At 48.9% G+C, this 21,987-nt stretch carries 19 protein-coding genes and 3 tRNA genes; 9 read left to right on the top strand and 13 right to left on the bottom strand.

The window, feature by feature from the left end:
* From J7L64_06005 to J7L64_05990, 4 genes are all read left to right on the top strand, one after another.
* Nucleotides 1-762, top strand: a 762-nt coding sequence (locus J7L64_06005) for a TldD/PmbA family protein (protein ID MCD6451895.1), incomplete at its 5' end; no start/stop codon positions are given.
* A 367-nt stretch (nt 763-1,129) separates the two neighbouring features.
* The gene (locus tag J7L64_06000) at nt 1,130-1,423 is read left to right on the top strand and encodes a hypothetical protein (protein MCD6451894.1); all 294 of its coding nucleotides are present in this window, start codon (nt 1,130-1,132) and stop codon (nt 1,421-1,423) included.
* Between the two features lie 71 nt (nt 1,424-1,494).
* Entirely contained in the window at nt 1,495-1,668 is a 174-nt protein-coding gene (locus J7L64_05995) for a hypothetical protein (protein MCD6451893.1), read from the top strand.
* A 179-nt stretch (nt 1,669-1,847) separates the two neighbouring features.
* Complete coding sequence (locus J7L64_05990) at nt 1,848-2,363, top strand: outer membrane beta-barrel protein (protein ID MCD6451892.1); 516 nt, start codon at nt 1,848-1,850, stop codon at nt 2,361-2,363.
* Between the two features lie 64 nt (nt 2,364-2,427).
* Here the strand turns inward: J7L64_05990 and J7L64_05985 are convergent.
* The 3 genes from J7L64_05985 to J7L64_05975 all read right to left on the bottom strand — a co-directional run bounded on the left by J7L64_05985 (nt 2,428) and on the right by J7L64_05975 (nt 3,969).
* Nucleotides 2,428-2,523 (bottom strand) — tRNA-Ser (locus J7L64_05985).
* 37 nt (nt 2,524-2,560) lie between these two features.
* Complete coding sequence (gene tadA / locus J7L64_05980; protein ID MCD6451891.1) at nt 2,561-3,028, bottom strand: tRNA adenosine(34) deaminase TadA; 468 nt, start codon at nt 3,026-3,028, stop codon at nt 2,561-2,563.
* Nucleotides 3,025-3,969, bottom strand: a complete 945-nt coding sequence (locus J7L64_05975; GenBank protein MCD6451890.1) for an ornithine cyclodeaminase family protein — start codon at nt 3,967-3,969, stop codon at nt 3,025-3,027. Before J7L64_05975 ends, tadA begins: the two co-directional genes overlap by 4 nt.
* A gap of 97 nt (nt 3,970-4,066) precedes the next feature.
* Between J7L64_05975 and J7L64_05970 the strand changes: the two genes are divergently transcribed.
* The gene (locus J7L64_05970) at nt 4,067-4,594 is read left to right on the top strand and encodes a CvpA family protein (protein ID MCD6451889.1); all 528 of its coding nucleotides are present in this window, start codon (nt 4,067-4,069) and stop codon (nt 4,592-4,594) included.
* Here the strand turns inward: J7L64_05970 and amrB are convergent.
* The 10 genes from amrB to J7L64_05920 all read right to left on the bottom strand — a co-directional run bounded on the left by amrB (nt 4,591) and on the right by J7L64_05920 (nt 13,824).
* Nucleotides 4,591-5,724, bottom strand: a complete 1,134-nt coding sequence (gene amrB, locus J7L64_05965; protein MCD6451888.1) for an AmmeMemoRadiSam system protein B — start codon at nt 5,722-5,724, stop codon at nt 4,591-4,593. The two genes, J7L64_05970 and amrB, sit on opposite strands and share 4 nt — an antisense overlap.
* Nucleotides 5,725-5,798: 74 nt before the next feature.
* Nucleotides 5,799-5,875: transfer RNA gene (locus tag J7L64_05960), tRNA-Arg, on the bottom strand.
* Nucleotides 5,876-6,125: 250 nt separating this feature from the next.
* Nucleotides 6,126-6,201: transfer RNA gene (locus tag J7L64_05955), tRNA-Glu, on the bottom strand.
* 50 nt (nt 6,202-6,251) lie between these two features.
* Entirely contained in the window at nt 6,252-7,619 is a 1,368-nt protein-coding gene (locus tag J7L64_05950; protein ID MCD6451887.1) for a VCBS repeat-containing protein, read from the bottom strand.
* The gene (locus J7L64_05945) at nt 7,612-8,946 is read right to left on the bottom strand and encodes a helix-turn-helix domain-containing protein (GenBank protein ID MCD6451886.1); all 1,335 of its coding nucleotides are present in this window, start codon (nt 8,944-8,946) and stop codon (nt 7,612-7,614) included. The genes J7L64_05950 and J7L64_05945 overlap by 8 nt, the downstream gene beginning before the upstream one ends.
* A 234-nt stretch (nt 8,947-9,180) precedes the next feature.
* Entirely contained in the window at nt 9,181-10,029 is an 849-nt protein-coding gene (locus tag J7L64_05940; protein MCD6451885.1) for a DUF89 family protein, read from the bottom strand.
* A 478-nt stretch (nt 10,030-10,507) separates the two neighbouring features.
* Complete coding sequence (locus J7L64_05935) at nt 10,508-11,638, bottom strand: FAD-binding oxidoreductase (protein ID MCD6451884.1); 1,131 nt, start codon at nt 11,636-11,638, stop codon at nt 10,508-10,510.
* Nucleotides 11,622-11,906, bottom strand: a complete 285-nt coding sequence (locus J7L64_05930) for a (2Fe-2S)-binding protein (protein MCD6451883.1) — start codon at nt 11,904-11,906, stop codon at nt 11,622-11,624. The genes J7L64_05935 and J7L64_05930 overlap by 17 nt, the downstream gene beginning before the upstream one ends.
* Nucleotides 11,903-12,391 carry a 4Fe-4S binding protein gene (locus tag J7L64_05925; protein ID MCD6451882.1) on the bottom strand — a complete coding sequence of 163 codons (489 nt, stop codon included), beginning with the start codon at nt 12,389-12,391 and terminating at the stop codon, nt 11,903-11,905. The genes J7L64_05930 and J7L64_05925 overlap by 4 nt, the downstream gene beginning before the upstream one ends.
* Nucleotides 12,388-13,824 carry an FAD-dependent oxidoreductase gene (locus tag J7L64_05920; GenBank protein ID MCD6451881.1) on the bottom strand — a complete coding sequence of 479 codons (1,437 nt, stop codon included), beginning with the start codon at nt 13,822-13,824 and terminating at the stop codon, nt 12,388-12,390. The genes J7L64_05925 and J7L64_05920 overlap by 4 nt, the downstream gene beginning before the upstream one ends.
* A 186-nt stretch (nt 13,825-14,010) precedes the next feature.
* On the opposite strand from J7L64_05920, the gene J7L64_05915 reads away from it, so the two are divergent.
* From J7L64_05915 to J7L64_05900, 4 genes are all read left to right on the top strand, one after another.
* On the top strand, nt 14,011-17,700 hold the full coding sequence (locus tag J7L64_05915; protein ID MCD6451880.1) for an Eco57I restriction-modification methylase domain-containing protein: 3,690 nt from the start codon (nt 14,011-14,013) through the stop codon (nt 17,698-17,700).
* A 15-nt stretch (nt 17,701-17,715) separates the two neighbouring features.
* A complete protein-coding gene (locus tag J7L64_05910; protein MCD6451879.1) occupies nt 17,716-20,841 on the top strand; it encodes a hypothetical protein in 3,126 nt (1,041 codons plus the stop codon).
* Between the two features lie 311 nt (nt 20,842-21,152).
* A complete protein-coding gene (cas6, locus tag J7L64_05905; protein ID MCD6451878.1) occupies nt 21,153-21,752 on the top strand; it encodes a CRISPR system precrRNA processing endoribonuclease RAMP protein Cas6 in 600 nt (199 codons plus the stop codon).
* A partial coding sequence (locus tag J7L64_05900; protein ID MCD6451877.1) for an HD domain-containing protein occupies nt 21,752-21,987 on the top strand: 236 nt, incomplete at its 3' end. The genes cas6 and J7L64_05900, both read left to right, overlap by 1 nt.

Raw genomic sequence — 21,987 nt, 5'->3', positions numbered from 1 at the left:
TCTTCTGCTCGTTTCTTCGCCGATCTCAAGAAGCCGGAGGAGCTTGCCAAAAAGGCGGTTGATTTCGCCCGTTCCCTTTTCGGTGGTGAGCCGGTTAAATCACAAGAGGTGCCGGTGGTATTCTCTCCCCGGGCAGGACGGGGGCTTCTCGCTGGATTGCTTCGAGCGCTTTCCGGAGATCGGGTGCTGCAAAAGGCTTCCTTCCTCGTGGGGATGCTGGGGAAAAAGATCGCTTCTCCCCTTATTACCATTATCGATGACGGCACCTTGGATAAGGCGTTGGGCAGCCGTCCGGTTGATGGTGAAGGGGTAGCCACCAGAAAGAAGGTGGTAGTGGATAAAGGTGTTCTTAAGACCTATCTCTACAATACTCAGGCGGCAGCTAAAGCGGGAACGAAATCTACCGGAAACGCTACTCGGAGTGGTTACTCTTCCCTTCCCGGCATCGGTCCTACCAATTTCTACCTGGTAAATGGGAACACGGATCCTGAGGAGATCATAAAAGGGGTCAGGAACGGGCTTTACCTGATGGCAACCCAGGGCGGTGGGGTGAACCCGATAACCGGGGCTTTTTCTGCTGGAGCGATGGGCGTTTGGATCGAAGAGGGGAGGAAGACGAAGCCGGTAGCGAACATCACCCTTGCAGGGAATATCTTTGAGATGCTTAAAGGTATTGATGTGGTGGGGAGTGATCTCGAGCTCGAGGGAAGCGTTAGCGCTCCCACCTTCCGCGTCAGGAAAATGGTCATAGGCGGTTTGTAATTCTCACAGTAGATGATCTTTGTAAAGATATAAGATCAGACATCACCCGGCATTGGTTAACCGAGTGGGAGTCTCCGATTGGGGAGACTCCTAAATTTTTTGATCAGGCGTACCCAGAGGGAGTCAATTTCTCCTCCATTGAGGGCAGAGAGGACGCTTAAGTTTCTACAACCTCTTATTACCGAGGGATTTAGCAGGTGGGGTCTCTTTGGCATAATCATTGCTTGAGATTTTGATTGAGGAGTAGAAGGCTTTTTATGACCTGAGGTGGTTTTCACGGTGTTAAAGAAGATGGCGATTCTTCTTGGTATCCTTCTAATTATCGCCGTCCCTCTTTTCTCCCAAAATGAGAAGAAAGAGATCTACGGTGTTTTTGGGTTTGACTATCCTTACTTTGTATGAGCCCTCTGTTTGTTTTGGCGGTGGCTTTTTCCTTCCCCTAAGCGGTAAGTTGGGTGTTGCTTTTGAATATACCTTTATCCCCATTGCTGATACCTACCCCATAAGGAGAGGGCTGACCGAGCTTTACCCCGGAAATAATGTCAGGATAAACGGTAATATCCTTAATATGGATCTTGTTTATCAGTTCACGGATTTGGCAGAAGGATTGACCCCCTATCTCGCTGGTGGGGTGGGGCAGTTGGGTTATACGCAGAGGTAACCTCGCCGGAGGAAACAGATACCCTTTACATTTTTATCGGGGATATCTTTGTCCCCATTACCTATGAACGAGTGATAAGACGAAGTATATCCTTCAAAGCAGCAGGGGATATTGGTGGAGGAGTTAAACTCCCGGTAGGGGGTAGGTTTCTCATCCGGGTTGATTACCGATTGTTCCTTTTTAAGCAAGGGGAAAAGGGGGATGTATTTCACAGGGTAACCAGTGGTCTCGGTTATCGTTTTTAGTCACTATTAAATGGTGGTTGGTTGATTTGGAGAACTCTCGAAGTCAAAGGAGGAGAAAAATTTATTTTAGCCTTTGATTTCTTAAAAAAATGGATTTTCCTGAAAAAATTTGACAGTAATTTTCTTTAAAATTTAAGATTGTAAAGAAAGGGCAACTTTAAACATTAAGGAGACAAGTTATGCTTAAAAAAGCGGGGTTGTTCCTGCTGATTTTGCTTATTGCTCTTCCTCTGTTTTCTGCCGACAAGGAGAAGGAAGTCTCTCTCTTCGTTGGGCTAAACCATATGGATGTGCTCGGTTCAGATCTCGCTATTGGGGGAGGTGTTTTTATCCCTTACAGCGAGATGTTCGGAGGCGAGTTCGAGTTCACCTATGTGCCGGGAAGCGTTTTTGGGGTTATTGATACCTCGCTCGTCTTCGTCAATGGCAATTTCGTTGGTACGATAAAGACGGAAGATGAGAGCTTCGTCCCCTATTTTACTGCAGGTGGTGGTCTCTGCCGTGCCTCAGCCTCTTTCCTCGGCGTTGGTGATAGCGCCACTCATTTCGCCATCAACTTCGGCGGCGGGATAAAGATTCCGGTTATGGAGAAGCTCTTTGTAAGAGGAGATTTTCGCTTGTTCTATATCTTCTTTGAAGGGGAAGGAAGCCACTTGACAGAGCGGTTCGTTGGAGGAATAAGCTACTGCTTTTAATCAGAAAGGGATTTTGGATTCTTTCGAGAAGGGGGTATTCCCCTTCTTTTTTGTTGCACAGAAATGGCGGAGAGGGTGGGATTCGAACCCACGTGCCCCGCTCATCACGGGACAAGCCGATTTCGAGTCGGCCCCCTTACGGCCACTTGGGTACCTCTCCGCTCAATTGATAATATAGTGAAAATGTTCTTATTTGTCTATTCCTTTTCCCTTCTTCTCTTCCCAAAGAACGAGCGGAGGAGGGAGGCGGATTCCTCCTTGAGCACCCCAGAGATGATTTCGAGCTTGTGGTTCAATCCCCTTATCTTTGATAGATCGATGAGAGAAGAAACTCCACCGAACTTTGGGTCATCTGCACCGTAGACGAGCCTGCTGAGCCTTGCCTGGAGGATAGCGCCTATACACATAATACAGGGCTCGATGGTTACATAGATGGTGCCACCAGTAAGCCGGTAGTTTCCGAGTTTCTCCGCCGCTTCCCGTATCGCCAGGATCTCGGCATGGGCGGTTGGATCGTTCAGGGATATGGGCTTGTTGTGGGCAGAAGCGACTACCTCATCTTCTATAACGATGATCGCTCCTACCGGCACCTCGCCCTCCTCAGCCCCTCTTTTCGCCTCGGCGAGGGCGAGGCGGAGGAACTCCTCATCTTTCTTAGTAGTCAAAGTTCGATCTCCTTACCCAAACCGAGCTCCGCTGCCTTACGGTAGGCGAGGTCTGCTACCGCGATGTCCTGGACAGCGAGCCCGACAGATTTGAATAAGGTGATATCCCTCTTAGAGCTTCTTACAGCCTTCTTCCCAGCGAGGACCTCGCCTATCTCCGCCAGGATGTCGTCCTCTTTTATCACCCCAGTATTTAAGGGGATGATGATATCTCCCGGCTCGATCTTTGCCATCTTTCTTGAGTCGACCACGATCTTAGCCCGAGATATGATCTCGTCATCGAGTTCTCGGGCATCGGGGGTGAAGGCGCCGATGGCGTTTATGTGAGCTCCTTCCTTTACCAGTTTGCCTGGGAAGACAGGGTTTTTCGATGTGGTAACGGTGGTGATGATATCCGCCTCCCGCACCGCTTCCTCCGGTGAGCTTGCTACCTTGAAAGTTATCTCTGGATGTTTTTCTCTCATCCTCTCGGCGAGCGGCGCCGCCCGTTTCCCTTCGATGTCGTAGATGGCGATTTCCCTTATCGTTGGACGAACGGTGATAATTGCCTCAAGCTGGTAGCTCGCCTGGGCGCCGGCGCCAAAGATAGCTGCTTTTTCCGCCCCTTCGACCGCGAGAGTTCGAGTGGCGGCGCCGCTCGCCCCAGCTGTACGGATGGCGGTGAGCGTTATAGCATCGAGTATCCCCTTTGCTCCCCCTTCTTCGGGGTCAAGGAGTAGCATCATTCCGGAGATGCCAGGGAGCCCTCGTGAGGGATTCTTGGGGAGCACGGTTAATACTTTTATTCCCAGCGCATTTTCCTTCGTGAGAAAGGATGGCATAAACAAGGCGGTCTCCATCGGATCGGTGGAGAGGGGGATCGCGGTCCGCTCGGGAACCACCGCTTCCCTTTCAGAGTAAGCGATAAAGGCTTTCTCTACCGCCTCTATCGCTTCCTTCATTGGGACCGCTTTTTTGATATCGGATGGAACGAGAAGCTTTATTTTCATCGTTTACAATTATAGCATAATGGTTTATTTTTAAGGTCAAGGGGGGAAGATGAACGGGCTCGATATCGTCATATCCGTCATTCTTGCTTTCTCTTTGATCTATGGGTTAATAAGGGGTTTTACCCGGATCTTTCTCCTCTTCCTCTCGATGATTCTGGGGATCATCTTTGCCTACCGCTATGCCCCGTATCTTGCTCCAGTGATCGACCGGTTGATCCCGCGTCATCCACAGCTTTCCCTCGTTCTCTCTTTCATTATCATTGTCTGCTGGATGATGCTCCTCTTCGCCCTGTTCAGCTATTTCATCCGGCGGTTCCTCAAGGTGACGGGACTGTCCTTCCTCGACAGGATCGTCGGTGGTCTTCTCTCCCTCTTGATCGGCGTTTTCATCTCCACCGCTCTTGTTTATCTCCTCGCTGCTCTCCTTCCTCCACGAAGCAGGGTGATACGAGATTCCGTATTAGCTCCTCGGGTGGTGGCTACCACCCGATTGATGGGTAAACTCATTCCCCACCGACTTCGCCGAGAATGGGAGGAGAAATATCGGCAGGTGCGAGGTTATTTCAGAAGCCTTTAGAAATAGCCCACCCCAATATAGCTCACGAAGTGATGAAGATTGCTTGGCGCAGTCGGTCCCATACCGAGCTTCTCCACCGGCAGGGTGGGAAAACTGATGCTCGTTCCATAGCGAAGGAAGTATCCGGTGAGTGGTTTATGGTTGAGCTCTTTCATCAACTGGGCAAGAAAGTTTGTCCCAAATGGAACGGAGAACCTGCCGCACCAGGTTATTCTGTATTTGGTGGGATCGCTCGGATCAACGAGTAGGGAGAACAGCTTCTCTATCTTCGAGCTCTTAAGGGTTCCTGCAAGGTAGTTGTTCACCAGCCGGTGATCTTGAGCCACTGCTTTTTCGTATCCCTTGATGTCGCATCCGAAGGGGTGATACCCGTAATAACTCCAGCCGTAGTCCCCGTAGTGAACGCCATCGGTAGAAATGACGAAAGCAATATCTTCGCCCAGCTTCCACCCCTTTTCCCTTATTATTGATCCCACTACCTGGGCAAGCTTTTTCCCGAGCTCGTTCATCCGATCCCAGTTCATATAGGGAACGAGGATGGATACTATCTCTACCTTCCGGTTGTAATACTGAAGGAAGGGGACTATTGCCTCTACTGAGTGTTCACTTCCCTCGATCTCGTTGCTTATGAGGTAGTCTTCCTTATTGAGCCTTTTTGTTATCTCTTCCCGGAGGGGTGATACAGGAACAGGACCGTAAGGACCGCGCCATCTCTTGAAGGCGTCGAATACGAGCTTGTCCTTTACCCCGAAGGTTTTCGCCCAGTGGCAGACGCCGAATAGTATTACCCGCTTCGCCTTTATATGGGGGATGACATTAATATATACCCTGCCCGCGTAATAGTAGTCATCGTGAGGGCATATAACCGCGATCGCTGGCTTTTCCTTTGAGATGCCATATTCCTTTTCCAGCTTAGCGAAGTGCTCTTTTTCGAGCTTCTCGCAGAGCGAGACGACAAAGTCCATCTGCTTTGCAGTATGGGCGAAGCCAACGATATCGACCAACCCTCTTAGGTCCCCCTTGGCAGGTATCGCTACCCGTTTTAAAACCTCCTCCTTCGGTATCTGGGCGAAGGTGAAAGAGGTTGTAAGAAGGACCATAAGCACGAGAAGAAGAAACTCCCTTTTCATTTCCCCCTCCTTTCCGATATTGTTGGGTTAAGGGGAAGAAATAAGGTGGGCTTTTTTGCTCACCGAAAGACTAATGGCGCGCCCAGGAGGAATCGAACCCCCAACCTTCTGATTCGTAGTCAGACGCTCTATCCTGTTGAGCTATGGGCGCGCCGCCGATACAAATTATAGAATAGAATTTCCACCCTTTCAAGGGGAATTTTGCTATGCTAAAGTTTGTCGTTGAAGTTTTTAGGGAACCCAAGCTTGTTCTCACTGAGAGGAGAAACCTCCCTCCTCTTATCCTTTGATCCTGTGTAGGGACAGCCTTTATGGCTGTCTCTATCCTAAATGTTTTCTGCTCGCGCTTTTTGATGATCGGCTAAAAAAATTTAGGGGCGATTACCGCCCCTTATTAATACTGGTAGCGCTACCGGGACTCGAACCCGGGTTTGATGGCTGAGAACCATCCGTCCTAGACCCCTAGACGATAGCGCCACATTCGCTTTTATACATAAGATTTTTTCCCTTCCTTGTCAAGTGTTTTTTCACTCCCATTCTCTCCACATCTTAGTCTTGGTGGGGTGGTTCACCCATTTGTCCCCATCCCACCAGAGAACCCGTTTTGCCAATCTTTTCTCATAATCCGGGGGGAGGAGTTTGAGATAACCCTTTTTCGCGAGCTCCCGATAAGCCGTTATAAATTTCCGCGGAAGCTCCACCTTAGTGAGCCTCAACGAATAATCGAAATGGAAGATGGGGGTTGGTAGCGAGGCTATATTTGGAAGCAGATCGGGATTGTCATTTCTTATAGTTCCTTTGAGGACGATCTCCTCATCGGTAATATCAAAAGTGGCGCTTGGGTAAGTGGTGAGGAGAGGATGAAGATCGATTTTCGGTAGCACAATGTAATATTTCATCGTTCCTCGAGCGAGCTCAGGGGAGGTATGTTCCGGATCCGCCGGTGTGGGCGATGAGCCGAAGACGGATCGATAATCGAATACCCCAAGGAAATTGGAGCGGAAGGTGTTATTTATCCCACAGATGATTATATCCTTGTAGCCATCGTTATCCAGATCCTTCACCACTATGGGACATTGGATGTGCCCCGCGTTCACGAATTCGCCAATGACCTTACCCTGAGCGGTCAATACCAGTAGCTGTGAGGGGAATAAAGGGATGTTGTGCGTTTCCAATATAATCTCTTTTTTCCCATCCCCGTCGAGGTCGTCAACTATGAAAGGTCCTAATTGGTAGTTAGACGAAGTGATGTATTTGTTGTACCTTATCTCCCTTCCTGGTTTCAGGATGAACCTTATCTTTCCTGAAGCCTCGAAGCAGATGAGAAAGTTCGGAAAGGAGAGAGGGTGTAGAAGTGGGTTTTCCCGTATATAGATGGGGATAAATAAAACCTCTCTTCTTCCATCGCCTTCGAGGTCGGTGATGAGAAGGGAAGGATTAATATTTAGCTCTCCTTTTTTATATTCCTTTTTGGAAATGAGCTTTCTCCCTGCATCGTACTCCCAGAGTTTCCTTCCCTTATTATCAAGGATGATCAACCTGCTTCCCGATATATCGAAATCAGCTGGATTCGGTTTCCTCTTTTGCCAAGGGTATATTAGAAGAACGGTTAAAATAACGATGAGAGAGCAGATGGCGAGATGAAATAACCAGAATCTCTTTCTCGTTTTTAGTAACCTTGCTCTCCTTCTTTCTGGAGCTATCTGGGAGAAGGAAGAGAGCCAGGCGTCTATCTCCTCAGTTAAGGCGTAGACGATGCTTTTGCCTTTGCTCTCGATCCTATGGATGGGTAGCCCAAGCTCCCTCTCCCAGCGCATCACTGTGCGGGGATCGCGATCGAGATAACTTGCGATCTCCTTCCATCCATCGAGTCGTTCTTTCTTTTCTTTACTCATTTCCCCATCCTTTCCATAGCCGGTTCATCGTGGATCGATTGACCCATTGTTCTCCATCCCACCAGCGAAGGTCTTTCTTCAACTCTTCTATATAGTTAGGACCCATAGGAGGAAGTTTTCCCTTCCGTACTAACTCCTGACGCTGAAGAAGGAAGAGATCGTGAGGCTCGAGTTGCAATAGATGGAGATTAAGATGGAAGCGGAAGATCGGTCCAACAAATAAGGGATGTTCTTCGGTTTGGGGAAGGCATGTATGTACCGAGAGTTCATTGGCAGAAAAAGACAGATCCCCCACCTGGCAGAAAGAAGAAGGATACAGGTTGACTAGATCAGTATTGGGAAGAAGAAGGTAGTACTTCTCCGTTCCCCGGGGAACTCCCTTTAGGGCGTATTCTTTATGATCAGGGAGAGGGGATGAGCCCTGTACTACCCTTGGATCGAGGATGACGATGGCAGGACGGGAGTAGGCAGTGTTTGCTCCGCCAGCAATTATCTCAGAAAGACCATCCTTGTCGAGATCGGTTATTATCAGATAGTAGAGAGCGCCGGTATTTATATATTCCCCAAGGAGGTCCCCTTTAGGGGCGAAGATGAGGATAAAGGAGGGGAAGGAGCTTTTGTGCTTTATAAGTGCAATAATCTCTTTTCCTCCCTGGCGGTTTAAATCCCTTATCTCAAGTCGCATCAGTTCATAGTCCGGAGGGATAACTTTTCCCCCGCAGTTGAGCGGTCTTCCTAAGCGGTGTTTCCAGATGAGCCTTCCCTGATTTGAAAAACATAGAAGATAGAGACGAGGTGGTTCTTCCCTTGTCTTGAAGGTGATGAGGGTATTTGCTCCCCTGGCTGGGCTTAGCTTAACAAAGCGAACAAGAGGAAGTCTTTCTTTCCCAGGAGCTTGTGGTTCCTTTTCATAAATGGGAAGAGGGGAGGTATATTCCCAGAGTTTTTCCCCCCTTTTGTCGAGGATGATGAACCTTGAGCCTACAATCCTCACGGAAACGGGGTGGAGTACTTTAAACCGGGGTTTAAAATAATAGTAGAAGAGGAATACCAGGAGAATAGCCATCAGGATATGTACCAATGCCCAAATCTTTCGCGAACGGATAAAGTCCGGCAGATACAGCAGAGCGGGAGCCTCGTGCTTTATCCTGAGCCAACAGTCGAGTTCCGATTTATAGGCGAAGACTGTTCCCCCTTTAGCATAGGAAGGATGGTGTACTGGTAGATGGCGTTTCTTAGCCCAGCGTTGAACAGTACGAACGCTTCTGTTAAGATAGGCGGCTATTTCTCTCCAGCCCTCTAATATTTCGTCTCCTTTAGGTTCCATCTGTCAAAAGAGCGGTTTTTTCGCTTAAATAATGCGTCAAAAAACGACATTTCTTGATGTCAGTATATTTCACTTTAAAGACCGGCGAGAATCGCCGATATTGTAAGAGGAGAGATAATAGTTTCAAGATTCCCTCCCTCTAGCTTACAGCCCCCAGAGAGCCGGGGAGGAGGGCGGGAGAATTACCCGTGAGGAGAACATAAATAATGAACAATACTCCTCCCCGGCACTTTTTTACACGCGAGCAAATATCATATCCCCGAACAGGACCTTTGCCTCTTCCGCCACTAAAGGGCATTTAGCCTTCAATAAGAAGTATATCGGTCCCCTCTCTTCGGAGAGGGTTTCAAAATTTCCCTGTCCCTTTGCTATTATTATATCGGAATTTTGAAAGATTTTGATGAATCTTTTTGAACAGCTGGGAAGATCGGTACCTATTTTCCTCGATCCGGTAATAATCACTTCTACTTCTTCCGGTATATTTGCCTCCTTTATATCAATTGGGGTTATATCATTCAGGATGGGCGTTTCCCTAACCCCGATGATCACCCTCTTTCCGCGTTTTGTCAGTTCTTCTATTAGGATTCGATCGAAGACGATCTCCCCGGCGTTATCGGGAAGATAGAGGATGGTCTTGGCGTTCTTTAGCTCTTTCTTGAACCTTTCATAATCGTTTCTGGCAAAGCCAGAGGACATTACTTGTCTTATTCCCTCTTCGATGTTAACTGTAGAAAGGATGCCCAAGTCGATCACATTCCCTGCAGCTGCGATCCTAACAGCACCTTCTAATGGATCGGGGTGATTTTTCGCCAATTCTACCAGCTTGGGATAGAGCTTGAGGGCGAGTTGGTTGTAGTAGTGCTTCTTCTCTTTGAAAGGATCAGGGCATCCGGTGAGCTCGGATACCCGGAAGAGGATGAAGCTCGAGTTCCCCGCCGGTGTCTCCTCTAAGGTGAGCTCCGGTAGTATCTCCGCCGTTTTTATAAGCAAGGCTCTCTGTTTTTCCGGGTCTTTCTCTATCTCCTTTATCGCCGAAAGCGCCTGTTTTAGATAACAGGGAATACAATCAACCCTCGCCCTCATTTTTATCACCTCACTTAGCTGTAATGGAAGGGAGATAATATGAACGATATCAAAGGAATACTTTGGTTAATCGATCTATGTCCTATTTGAATATGTTTCCGTGCTATTTGGAAGTACGGAGTTGTTCCAGTACTATGCCAACGCCTATTCCTATAATAAGCACCCCTGCTGCCATTCCAATCCCCCAATCCGTGAGGACGGAGAACAAAAGGCCTAACCCGACACCCGCTATAAGACATCCTCCGAAGAGGGATCCAGGGACCTTGCCGGATTTCATAGCTCAAAGTTTAGCAGGCTCCCTAACGATTTTCCTTCTTTATGCAGAAGTTTAACTATTAACAGTAGCAAAGCCGTCTCGATTACGAGTAGCGTAATACCCAATACAATACCTGCCCGCTGAAAATCGGGGGAATGGGTGACCGCCGACTTTCTTCTTCAGTTTTTGCGGGGTCTTAGTTAAGGAAGATTCCTCATCTACTCAGCGGAGGGCTTCTTTGCCCTTGAATTCGCGGGTTAGCTTGAACTCATCCCAGGGAAGACCCCAATCTTTCTCCACGATGTAGTTCGCCAAATGCTCGCCGATAGCCGGAGAGAACATAAACCCGTGCCCACACATCCCACCAGCGATGAAGAACCCCTCGATCTCCGTCTCATCCACTATTGGGCTTCCGTCTGGGGTCATTGAATAGCAACCCGCCCAATGCCTGAGCACCGAAACCTGGGAAAGGGCGGGAACGAGGTTGCTCATCCGTCGGGGCATCTCGAAGAAGAACTCGAGCGAGGAATCTGTCCTTATCCCGGGGACATTGGGATCGGGGGTATAACAGCCTATGATCTGCCCGGTAACCCTCTGGTAGAAATAGCTCCCGTCAGGGCGGTAATCGACCAGCATTGGATCCCAAAGGCGAGCGACCCGTTCCGTTATCATCGCCTCATGCCGCTCCGGTTCGATGGGGACATCGAGTCCTACCAACCGGCACAGATCCTTTGCCCAAGGACCAGCAGCGTTCACTACCACATCGGCGAAGAATTCTTCTCCGTTGTTGGTGATAACGGAGTGAACCTTGTCCCCCTTTATCCTTATCTCCACCACCTCGGAAGGGGAAATGATCCTTCCGCCGTTTTCCCTTATCCTTTTTGCAAAGCCGTAGCATACCTTGAACGGGTCTGCTTGGCCATCGGAGGGACAGTAGGCGCCTCCCCTCAAGCCTGGGGCGTACATCATCGGGACAATTTTGAAGCATTCATCAGCTGAGATGAACGATACATCGAGCCCGTTTTTTTGCTGGATCTCAATCGCCTTCTTGAAGGTCTTCTCCTCATCCTCGGTAAAGGCGAGGAAGAGATAGCCCCCGGCATACCACTCGACATCTAAACCGAGTTCCTCCTCGGCACGCTTGAAGAAATCAACCGATTCCATCGCTATCTTTATCGTGGTAGGAGTAGCGTACTGTTGGCGCACCCCACCGATGCAACGCCCGGTCGAGCCAGAGGTGAGATAGTTTTTCTCGATCACTATCGTTTTCACCTTACGCTTTGTAAGGTGGTAGGCGGTGGAAAGGCCTATTGCCCCGCCGCCGATTATGATGACATCAGCGGTTCTCTCCATCTTTCTCTCCTATCAATGCCTTGATTGGGATCGGTCTTAGGGGGGGTCTTTTGGTTATCTGTTTTATCTCGTTCGGCGGGATCTTCTTCATCCGGGCGATTATTCCGGTGATTATCCTGCTACAGGTTCTTCCCTGGCAGGTACCCATTCCACAGCGAAGAACTCGTTTTATCTCTTCTAAGGTGGTGTAGCCCTCCTCGATGGCGGCGACCACCTCCTCATAGGTGATATCCTCACATCTGCAGACGATCCTTTTTCCTTCAGTCATTTCCCCCCCTCCCTCTTTATGAACCGGGCGTCCATTATCCTTTCCCGAGGCACCCGTACATAGACCACAGGGGTCTTCGTCTTTTTGTCCTTCTTTACCCGTTCCACCTTACCCTTGCCTATTTCCTTTCCTCCTCTGTCAAGGAGGATCACCTCTTCGCCCGCTTCAGGCAAGGGTAAGAACTCATAGGGTATTCCTACTATCCCCTCCTCTCCCTCTTTGCTCTCGTCTATGATGAAGATGGCGAGACCGGGGCAGAGACTAACACAAACGCCGCAACCGGTGCAGAGCTCGTAGTTTATCTTCGGTAGCTCGTTTATTGAGCCCTCGATGGTTATCGCCTTGAAGGGGCAGGAGCTGGCACAGGGATCACAAGGTATCCGCTGGACGCATTCGATAACCGCATAAGGTCCTTTCTTTCTCCGCTTTTCGTCGGGGAGGGTTATCTCCTCAGGCGATACGATTCCATTTTCCAGGTAGCTCATCGGGCACCTCCCGTCAGCAATTTTTGCTTACCGATCCTCACCCGCTCGCCGAACGGTCCCTCACGGAGTTCGTCGAGAGCTCTTATTATCTCTTCCTTTTCCTTTCTCGTGGTTTTGGTTGCTCCGAAGAGGTCTTCGGCGGCTGCTACTCCGGTTAGTCTTCCCTCGAGCATCGCGGTACTCGCTTCATCGATGCCCGAGGCATCCCCCGCCACATAGATGCCGGAGACGCTCGTCTCCAGGTCCTCATCGTGCCAGGGGACGGGACCGCCGAGTTCCGGGATATATCGCATCTCACAGCCAGCCTGGGAGAGGAGTTCGGTAGATGGGGTTAAGCCGATGGCGAGGCAGATGGTATCGACTTCGAGCTCCCGTTCGGTGCCCGGTACCTCGTTCCACTTCTCATCGAGCGCCACGATGACCGCTCCTTCCACCTTCTCCTTTCCGATGGCTTTCTTTATAGTGTGTCTCGTGTAGATGGGGACCCCTGCCCGGGCTACCTTGGAGGCGTGCACCTGGTAGGCGCCTATCTTGGGCATCGCTTCGACTATCGCCGCCACCTTCACCCCTGCCTGAAGAAGCTGATAGCTCACGATCACCCCGATATTTCCTGCCCCAACCATCAACACCTTGTTCCCCGGGATGATGCCGTAGACATTCATCAGTGTCTGGATGGCGCCGGCACCGTAAACCCCGGGAAGATCGTTCCCCTCGAAGGGGAGGAAGTTCTCCTGAGCTCCGGTTGCTACGATGAGCCGTTCCGGTACGATCTTGATCAGCTTTCCCTCGCCGTAGGCGATGAGCGTTTTTTCCTCGGGGAAATAGCCCACTACCGAGGAGTGGGTGATGATGTCAACCTTGTCCCCCGGTATCTCACCGGAGAGGCGCTCTGCGATCTCGATCCCCCTAACCGAGGCAAACTGGGAGTGAGAGCCGAAGAATTTATGGGTCTGTTTTATCAATTGCCCTCCGAGCCTTGGGTTCTCCTCGACGACCACAATCCTCGCCCCGTACTTAGCTCCGTAGATGGCAGCGGAGAGCCCTGCAGGACCACCGCCAACCACCGCGATGTCGGTCTTTACCGTTTCGAGCTCGGGCTTTTGGTGAATCTTTTTCTCCACCTCGATGTTTATCCTGCCGATGCCCCCTTTTTGCCTTCTCACCTTTATCCCTGGGCGGACGGGCTCGATACAGGTCCTCACATTGGGCACCCCGTCCACCTCCATCAGGCAGGAGGAACATTTGCCGATGGCGCAGAAGAAACCGCGGGGGCGGTGAAAGCGAAGGCTTTCCGAGAGGACCCTGATGCCGGCAGCATGGAGGGAGGCAGCGATTGACTCCCCTTCGTAGGCTTTTATCTTACGCCCCTCGAAGTCAAAGGTTATCTCCCGTCCCCTCTCGAAGGTGAGGATCGGATGTCTCTTAATCCTCATCTTGGCTCCCTTTTGTTGATGGTAACTTACCCCTGTTCTCAGTTGAGCGGATTTTGATTCTACTATTCCTTCTCCAAATTTCCAAGAAAAAAATTCCCTTAATTCTTGAAGTACTTTTAACCCTCACTGTTTTTGGGTATAATGAAGGCAAATTTCGTCTTCATTCGCCAAATACAGGAGAGGAATATGGAGGATTTATCGAAGGAAATTGAGGGTTTCATAAAGGGAATGGACTCTCCGAATAAGGTCTACGAGCTCTTCCGGAGGCTTGGCTTTCCTGAGGTTTTCGATCCAAGTTATCGCCAGAAGAGACTCCCACCCGATCTTTCCCTGCGGAGGGAATACTATGACCAAGTGGAGGAACTTTACCCCCTGATTAGCTGGGAGGGAATAGAGGCTTTCTTGATAGTGGTGAAGAGGGAAGGGCGGGAGCCTGTTCCTCGGAGTCTAATTCGTGAGCTTGCCCGTTCTTTTAGAGATAGGTATGACCGGGTCCTCTTGATCCTCACCGCCGATTTTCGGGAATATGTCTTTGTCTTTCCCGAGCTTAAGAAGGAGGGAGAGGGAAGAAAGCTTGAGCTGGTCAAGCTTTATCTGAACCGGGACGATCCCTACCATACCGATCTCAGGACTATATCCTCACTTGCTTATTCTCCCGAGGACAAGGCAGGTGATGTGTGGCGTAAATGGCGTGAGGCGTTCAGCGTCCGCCGGGTTACCCGTGAGTTCTTTGAGGGCTACCGCGATGTCTTCGACCGCCTTAAGAAAGAGCTTCTCAAGCATAAGGTGGAGATCAAGGAAGCTCACGAGGGGGCGCACCTCATTCTGAACCGAATTATGTTCCTCTATTTCATCGCCAAAAAGGGATGGCTTGGTGGGAGGTCAAGGTTTGTCAGTTGGTTTTTCAGACGATACCTTGAAGAGAAAAGTAGAGGAAGTGTCTCCCCTGATTCTTTTTATGAGGATTGGCTAAAACTCCTCTTCCTCGACGCCTTTAACAATATTTATGGAAGGATTAACCAGAAGCTACCACCGGATATAAGGGGAGTTTTAACCACTGCTCCCAACCTAAATGGCGGTTTGTTCAAAAAGACCGAGTTCGACGATCTTATCCTCAGCCTTCCCGACGAGCTTTTTAGGGACATAATCAACGGGTTTTTCGATAGATATAATTTTACCATTAGGGAGGAACTACCACTTGAGGTCGAAGTGGCGGTTGATCCTCAGATGCTTGGTTATGTTTACGAATCGCTCGCCAATGTCGCCGAGGAGACGAGGGAGCGACACGACAAGGGCATCTTCTACACCCCGAGGGAGGAGGTCGATTTTATGTGTCGCCGTGCTCTCACCGAGTATTTCGCTCACCGTCTTCCCGATGTTCCAAAGGAAAGATTTTTTTATCTCCTTTTCGGAGATGAGGAGGAGAAGAAAAAGGCGATTTCTTCATTCAAGGAAGAAAACCTTGTTGATAAACTTGAGGAACTCACCAGAAGGATCAAGGTGGTGGACCCTGCCTGCGGTTCGGGTGCTTTCCTGGTGGGGATGTTGCTCATTCTTTCGGAGCTTTATCGGGATCTCGGTATTAAGCTTAAGGATTACGATATCAAGAAGCGGATAATTCGGGATAACCTCTACGGGGTGGATGTTATGCCCTGGGCGGTGCGGATGGCTGAGATCAGGCTCTGGCTTCAGTTGGTGATAGAGACTAAGCTCCCTTTACCCGAACTCAAACGACGCCCCCTTCTTCCCAATCTGGATCTGAAGCTTCGGGTAGGAGATTCCCTAATCCAGGAGATAGGGGGAATCTCTTTCTCCCAGCTTATGCGGAGACTTTCTCCCTCCCTTAAGCGGGAGATAAGGGAGCTCGAGGAGGAGAAACGCCTCTATTTCTCTTCCGATAGCTCTCGCTACGAGACGCCAGAAGATTTTCGTCAAGCTGAGGTCAAGCTCATCAAGGATATCATTTGGGAGCGGAAGGTCGCTTTGGAGAAGGAGATCACCAACAAAACCAAGGAGCTAAACGAACTCTCCTCCCAGGGTGAATTTTTGGCGGTGCGGAAGGATAAGAGGAGGGAGCTTGACCTCGTTCGCGCTGAGCTCGATAGATTGAAGGAGGAGGAAAGGAAGCTCGAAGAGCTCCAGAGGAAGCTTCCCGATCCAGAAAAGAAACCCTTTATCTGGGAGATAGATTTCGCCGAGGTTTTCGCAGAAAATGGCGGTTTCGATATCGTTATTGGGAACCCTCCCTATGTCCGCCAGGAACAGATAGCACCCCCGCGGAGAAACCCGGATGAGGTGAGCCGGAAGGAGAAGGATGCCTATAAGGAAAGCCTCATCAATTCGGTAAAGGAGGTCTTCCCCTATGCCCCGAAGATAGACAAAAAGAGCGATTATTACATATACTTTTACTTCCATGGGCTTTCCTTGCTGAACAAAGAGGGTGTATTCTGTTTCATCACCTCGAACTCCTGGCTCGATGTCGACTATGGAAAATCTCTTCAGGAGTTTCTTGCTAAGTATGTGCCGATAAAGGCGATCTACGACAACGAGGCGGAGCGAAGCTTCGAACATGCAGATGTTAATACGGTTATCTCCCTTTTTGGTGCCCCTTTGCCTCCAGAAAAAGGAGAGAAGTGGACCTCTCTCGGAAACACTGCCCGGTTTGTTATGTTCAAGAAGCCCTTCTCCGAGGTGGTGAACGCAAAAACCCTGATCGAGATAGAGGAAGCAGAGGATATCCTCAACTCGGATTCCTTCCGCGTCTTTCCGGTAAAGCAGGAGATCCTATTGGCTGAGGGATGGGAACATCCTGAGGAGGAGGAGGTTTTGGATGAACCCTTTTCCCGAGGGAGATACATCGGGGGAAAGTGGGGTGGGATGTATCTCCGTGCCCCGGAGATCTTCTTCACTATCCTCAAGAAGGGGAGGGGTAAGCTCGTCCCCTTAGGGGAGGTAGCCGAGGTGCGCTTTGGGATAAAGACGGGGGCGAACGAGTTCTTCTATGTGGAGGACATCACCGAGAAAGCAGGGGAGGAGGAGCTCCTTCGGGCGGCAAACAGGCGGGATATAGGTAGCCTTAAGGAGGCGAAGGAGAAGGGACTTCGTCTCATCCGTCCCTCAGGAAAGGTGGATGTCCTTTTCTTGGTAGAGGAGGAGTACATAAAACCAGTGATAAAGAGCCCCCGCGAGCTCCATTATTTGGTGGTGAGGGAGGAGGACTTACGCTACCGGGTGATTATGTGTCACAAGAAGGAACGAGAGCTTCGAGGTTCCTTTATCTGGGACTACATCAGGTTTGGCGAGAAGAGGGGATATCATAAACGACCCACCTGCCGTTCCCGCCACCCCTGGTGGGATTTGGGAGAACGCGAATCCTCTTGCATAATTTGGCCCTCTACTTATAGAGAGAGATTCTTTGTTGCCGATCCTCGCAATTCTTGGCGGGATAAGAGATTTTATGATATTTACCCTGAAAATAAGAGTTATTTATTCCCCCTCATGTTTGTTTTGAATTCTATGTTAATTCCATTATTTTCAGAGGTTTATTCTATATCGTATGGCGGCGGTGGTGGTCCAGCAGACACGAGAGTATATGAAGTGAAAAAAATTAAGATATTACATCCGCTTTCTTTTCCATTTGATAAGAAATCGGTAAGATTGTTAACTAGTCGTCCCATTCGCTCCATCTTTGAGGAGCTGGGGTTCGATAAGAATAAGCCGATACGAGAACAAAAACCAAACCCCCTGCCCGATAGAAAGGCGCTCGATGATATCGTCTTCGACGCCTTAGGGCTCACCGAAGAGGAGCGGAACGAGGTCTACTACGCGGTGGCAGAATTGGTGCAAAAAAGGCTCAAAAAGGCAAAAACTGTTTGAGGAAGGGAGTAGAAGATGTTCATCCCCAAAAGGATAATAGATAACAGCGAGATAACTCTGGCTTCTTTCATAAATAAGGCGATAGAGGAAGGGGGGAACCTCGATCTCGCCACCGCCTTCTTCGAGGTAAAAGCCTATAAGCTGGTGAGGGAGAGTTTCACCCGCCTTTCCCGCCTTCGTCTCCTTCTCGGTAAGGCGCCGGAGCTCAGCCCAAAGAGAACCCTGGACGAAGAGATCACCCGCCGTCTCAAGGAAGAACTCGAGACACTCCCCCTGACCAAGAAGGATGAAGAGGTGGTAAAAGAACTCATCCACTTCTTGGAAAAACCGGGAATTGCAGTGAAACTCTATGAAAAGGACTTTCTCCACGGAAAAGCCTATATCTTCGATAGATTGGTGGTGGTCGGCTCCTCCAACTTCACCACCGCTGGCTTCACTAAGAACACCGAGCTCAACCTGGTGGGGCTCGAGGATGAAGCTCAATATGTTCGGGAGAAATGGTTCTCCCGCCTCTGGGCTGAGGCACGGGACTTTAAAGAAGAACTGATAGAGGAGCTTAAGCGTTCTCGATTTGGCTTTAAGGAATATACCCCTTACCAGGTTTTCATCAAATGTCTCTACGAGCTGTACCGGGAGGAACTCGAGGAGATGCTCAAATGGGGGGTGGACGGGGGGTGGCACCCTCCGTCGAAAGTGGACCTTGCCGAATTTCAAGAGGACGCGGTAAGACGGGCTCTGAGCCGACTTAAGAAGTACGGTGGGGTGCTCATCGCCGATTCCGTAGGTTTGGGAAAGACCTGGATTGCAAAAAAGATCATCGAGGAATACGGCTTCTACCAGAGAAGAAGGTTCCTCCTCATTATTCCCGCTCAGCTCCGCGAGATGTGGGAGAGAGAACTTAAAGAGATAAACCTTCCCTCCCCAATCTTATCCCAGGAAGAGCTCGCTTATCCCGATTTCGAGAGGCGGGCGAAAAAAGCAATAGGGGGGAACCTTGCTGAAATATCGTTGGTAGTTGTCGATGAGAGCCATAACTTCAGAAACCCCTACGCCAATCGGTACGAGAACCTGTTCTCCCTCCTTGAGATAATCGGAAATGAAAATAAAGAAAAACCAAACACCGTATTTCTCACCGCTACCCCGATAAATAACACGCCCTGGGACCTCTATTGGCAATTGAATCTACTTCTTCAAAACGAGCGAGCGTTTGCTCATGAGGGGATAGAGAACTTATTTCTGTTCTTTAAAGAGGAAATCGATAAGAAACAAAACCTCGCTGCCTTGGGTGATGTGCTTAATGAGATATCAATAAGGAGAACCAGAGACTATATCAGGAGGAATTACCCTGAAGCGGAGATCAAAGGCGAGAAGGTGATTTTCCCGGAGCGCGTTCTTGAGAATATAGAATACGAACTCGATGCTGCTTACCAGGGGATGTATCGGGAAATAGCCGATACTATAACGGAAAAGCTTTCAATGGCTTCCTACCGCGTGCTCGAATATAAAAAGGAAGAAAAGATTTCTCCGGAGGAGAAAGATGCCATCCAGAGAATGGGAGCTCTGGTTGGGATATTCCGTACCGTCCTCCTTAAAAGATTAGAAAGTAGTGTTGAGGCATTCCGTCGGAGTATAGCAAGCCAAATAGAGTTCCTCAAAAAACATAAGGATTACCTTAAGGGGGGAAGGTATCTTACTAAGGATTACTTCAATCGGTACATAGTAAACCTCGATGAGGAAAAGATGGAGGAGCTTGAGGAGAAACTTGAGCCTATAGAGCTTGCCGATTATGATAGCAAACGGCTATTTGCTGATATTGATAAGGATATAAACCTCCTTAGTGATATCCTGAATAGAATAGGCGGTATAACCCCGGAGAAAGATGCAAAACTGGTAACGCTCAAGAGAAAGCTCAACCAGCTTCTTGGGGAGGGGCAGGTGGTTCTTTTTACCTACTACGCCGATACGCTGCGTTATCTCTTTAGGGACCTAAGCTTATCCCCAGATTTTAAAAATGTTCCCCTCGAAGCTATCTCTGGTGATACTCCACCTAAAAAGAGAGCAAAGATAGTGGATGACTTTATGCAGGGGAAGGTTAAACTCCTAATCAGTACCGATGTTTTATCCGAAGGGATGAACCTTCAAAAGGCGAAGTTCGTGGTGAACTATGATCTTCATTGGAACCCTACCCGAATGATCCAACGAGCGGGAAGGATAGATCGCATCGGTTCACCCTATCCTGAAATCTATGTTTACAACTTCTTCCCCGAAAAGGAACTTGAGGAACTTATAAGGCTGGTCGAGATACTTCAGGGGAAGATAAGGAAAATAGATGAAGCGGTAGGTCTCGATCAGAAGATCCTCGGGGAGAAGATTCACCCCAAGGTGTTTGGGGTGCTTCGTCGGATAAGGGAGAAGGATGCTACTGTGCTCGATGAATTGGAGGAGACGATATATGGTGGTGGGGAAAGCTTTTATCAACCCCTTCGGGAGTATTTGAAGGAGCACCCGCCAGAAGGGATCGCGGAGCTTCCTAATGGCATTCATAGCGGGCTTAGGCGTGGAGTGAGGGGTATATTCTTTTACTACCAGTATCGAACTGAAACCGAAACGCATCACCTCTGGTATCTTTATGATCTTGCGAAGGAGCGATTCATAAAATTGAAGAGCGAAATTCTGAGTTATATCTCCTGTTCTCCTGAAGAGCTAAGGGTTATTCCCAACTTTTTCGATAAGGTATATGAGGTAGATCAAAAAGTCCGTGAGGATATAGAGGCGATCTATCGGAGAGCAGAGCTCGAGGCAAAAAGGCTTATTCCGAGCGAGCTTCCAAGAGAGGTGAAAAGGATTAAAGATATACTCGCCATCGAGGTTGATGAATATCTTAAACAATTTCCTGGTGATGAAGCGCTTAGCGAAGAATGGGAGGAGATGAGAAAGAAACTCTTTACGATCCGGTGGACGAAACGAAGGGTAAGGATTTTACGACGGCTTTTGCGAGAATATAAAAGGACTAATAAATTCCAGAGGCTTTTTTCTGAGGTGAGGAAATTCGTGTTTTCTCTTCCTGCATCGAAGGAGGAGCTGACCATAAGGTTTAATCCGGAAAAGCTGAGACTTATCGCTATAGATTTTATCTCGTAGGGATTTTATCGGTGTCTTTTTTCCGCTTTGCTTCGTTTGTATTTAAGCTGAGATTTAAAGAGGATGTTGATCTTGGTCCGTTTCCTTCTGCTACTATTTATCGGGGTCTGAAAGGAGCGGTAAAGGAGCTTTTTTGCCCCAAGCCGAAGTGGCGATGTGAGCGGTGTTTACTTCTTGGAACTTGTTTTTATTCTAGGGCTTTTGGTATTCCCTCCTTTCCTCCACCACTTGTGATCAATACACCTTCTTCAGCTCTTCAGCCCGATCTTGGGGAGGAAATTAATTTTACCTTAACCCTCATAGGAGAGTGGATGGAGAAATTTCCTCACCTTTTTCGTAGCGTTCTTCATCTCGCAGAAGCAGGGATTTGCGAACGAAAGGGTAGGTTCGAGATCTTAGAGGTTATTTCACTTAAAGGGGGGGAAATCCTTTATGAGAGGGAAGCCGATACCCTCTCCACCGATTTTTCCATTTTTTCCCTAAAAGATTTTCGCGAATTGCCGAACAATAAAATAGAGGGGGTGGTCCTCTCGTTTCTCTCCCCACTTTTGTTACGCTACCAGGGAAGGCGAGCGCGGGAATTGACTCTTCGTCAAATGGTGCGGGAGCTTTTATATCGTATTAAACAGCTTATGGACTTCTATTGTGGCGGAGGAGAAATTAAAGAAGCGAAAGAACTCCTTACTTTAACTGAAGATATAATTACGGAGGGAGATCTTCTTGTTTTTCAAGAACTTCCTCCGAGATATCCTAACTCTACCCCATTTAAAGGGCTTAAGGGGAAAATCCGGTTTCGAGGAGATATTTCTCCATTTCTCCCCTTTCTTAGGATAGGGGAGTTTATTAACCTCGGAGAAGGGGCAAGCCTCGGATTTGGCAATTATCGCTTACAAATTGAGGGAGAGGAATAATGGATGAAGTTAGGAAGGAAATAACCGAGCGAGATGTAATTTTGATCTCCGCCTTTCTTCATGATATCGGTAAGTTTTATCAACGGTCTTTAGAGAGAGGAGAGAACCACGAAAAATTAGGAGCGGAGTGTTTCGATGAGTATTTTAGAGAACCACTGAAACAGGTTGGTTTTAACGATGAACAGCTTGAGGAGATACGGAAAAATATCAATAATCACCATACAAGCCCCCGAGA

The organism is Acidobacteriota bacterium (assembly GCA_021161905.1).
Taxonomy (GTDB): domain Bacteria; phylum Acidobacteriota; class B3-B38; order Guanabaribacteriales; family JAGGZT01; genus JAGGZT01.
The sequence above is the reverse complement of the archived record's forward strand: the minus strand, read 5'-3'. Positions and strand labels throughout refer to the sequence as shown.

Coding starts and splice junctions, on each gene's coding strand:
- J7L64_05990 (MCD6451892.1), top strand. CDS start 1,848: ATGCTTAAAAAAGCGGGGTTGTTCCTGCTGATTTTGCTTATTGCTCTT.
- J7L64_05975 (MCD6451890.1), bottom strand. CDS start 3,969: ATGAAGGAAGCGATAGAGGCGGTAGAGAAAGCCTTTATCGCTTACTCT.
- J7L64_05970 (MCD6451889.1), top strand. CDS start 4,067: ATGAACGGGCTCGATATCGTCATATCCGTCATTCTTGCTTTCTCTTTG.
- amrB (MCD6451888.1), bottom strand. CDS start 5,724: ATGAAAAGGGAGTTTCTTCTTCTCGTGCTTATGGTCCTTCTTACAACC.
- J7L64_05950 (MCD6451887.1), bottom strand. CDS start 7,619: ATGAGTAAAGAAAAGAAAGAACGACTCGATGGATGGAAGGAGATCGCA.
- J7L64_05945 (MCD6451886.1), bottom strand. CDS start 8,946: ATGGAACCTAAAGGAGACGAAATATTAGAGGGCTGGAGAGAAATAGCC.
- J7L64_05940 (MCD6451885.1), bottom strand. CDS start 10,029: ATGAGGGCGAGGGTTGATTGTATTCCCTGTTATCTAAAACAGGCGCTT.
- J7L64_05935 (MCD6451884.1), bottom strand. CDS start 11,638: ATGGAGAGAACCGCTGATGTCATCATAATCGGCGGCGGGGCAATAGGC.
- J7L64_05930 (MCD6451883.1), bottom strand. CDS start 11,906: ATGACTGAAGGAAAAAGGATCGTCTGCAGATGTGAGGATATCACCTAT.
- J7L64_05925 (MCD6451882.1), bottom strand. CDS start 12,391: ATGAGCTACCTGGAAAATGGAATCGTATCGCCTGAGGAGATAACCCTC.
- J7L64_05920 (MCD6451881.1), bottom strand. CDS start 13,824: ATGAGGATTAAGAGACATCCGATCCTCACCTTCGAGAGGGGACGGGAG.
- J7L64_05915 (MCD6451880.1), top strand. CDS start 14,011: ATGGAGGATTTATCGAAGGAAATTGAGGGTTTCATAAAGGGAATGGAC.
- J7L64_05910 (MCD6451879.1), top strand. CDS start 17,716: ATGTTCATCCCCAAAAGGATAATAGATAACAGCGAGATAACTCTGGCT.
- cas6 (MCD6451878.1), top strand. CDS start 21,153: ATGGAGAAATTTCCTCACCTTTTTCGTAGCGTTCTTCATCTCGCAGAA.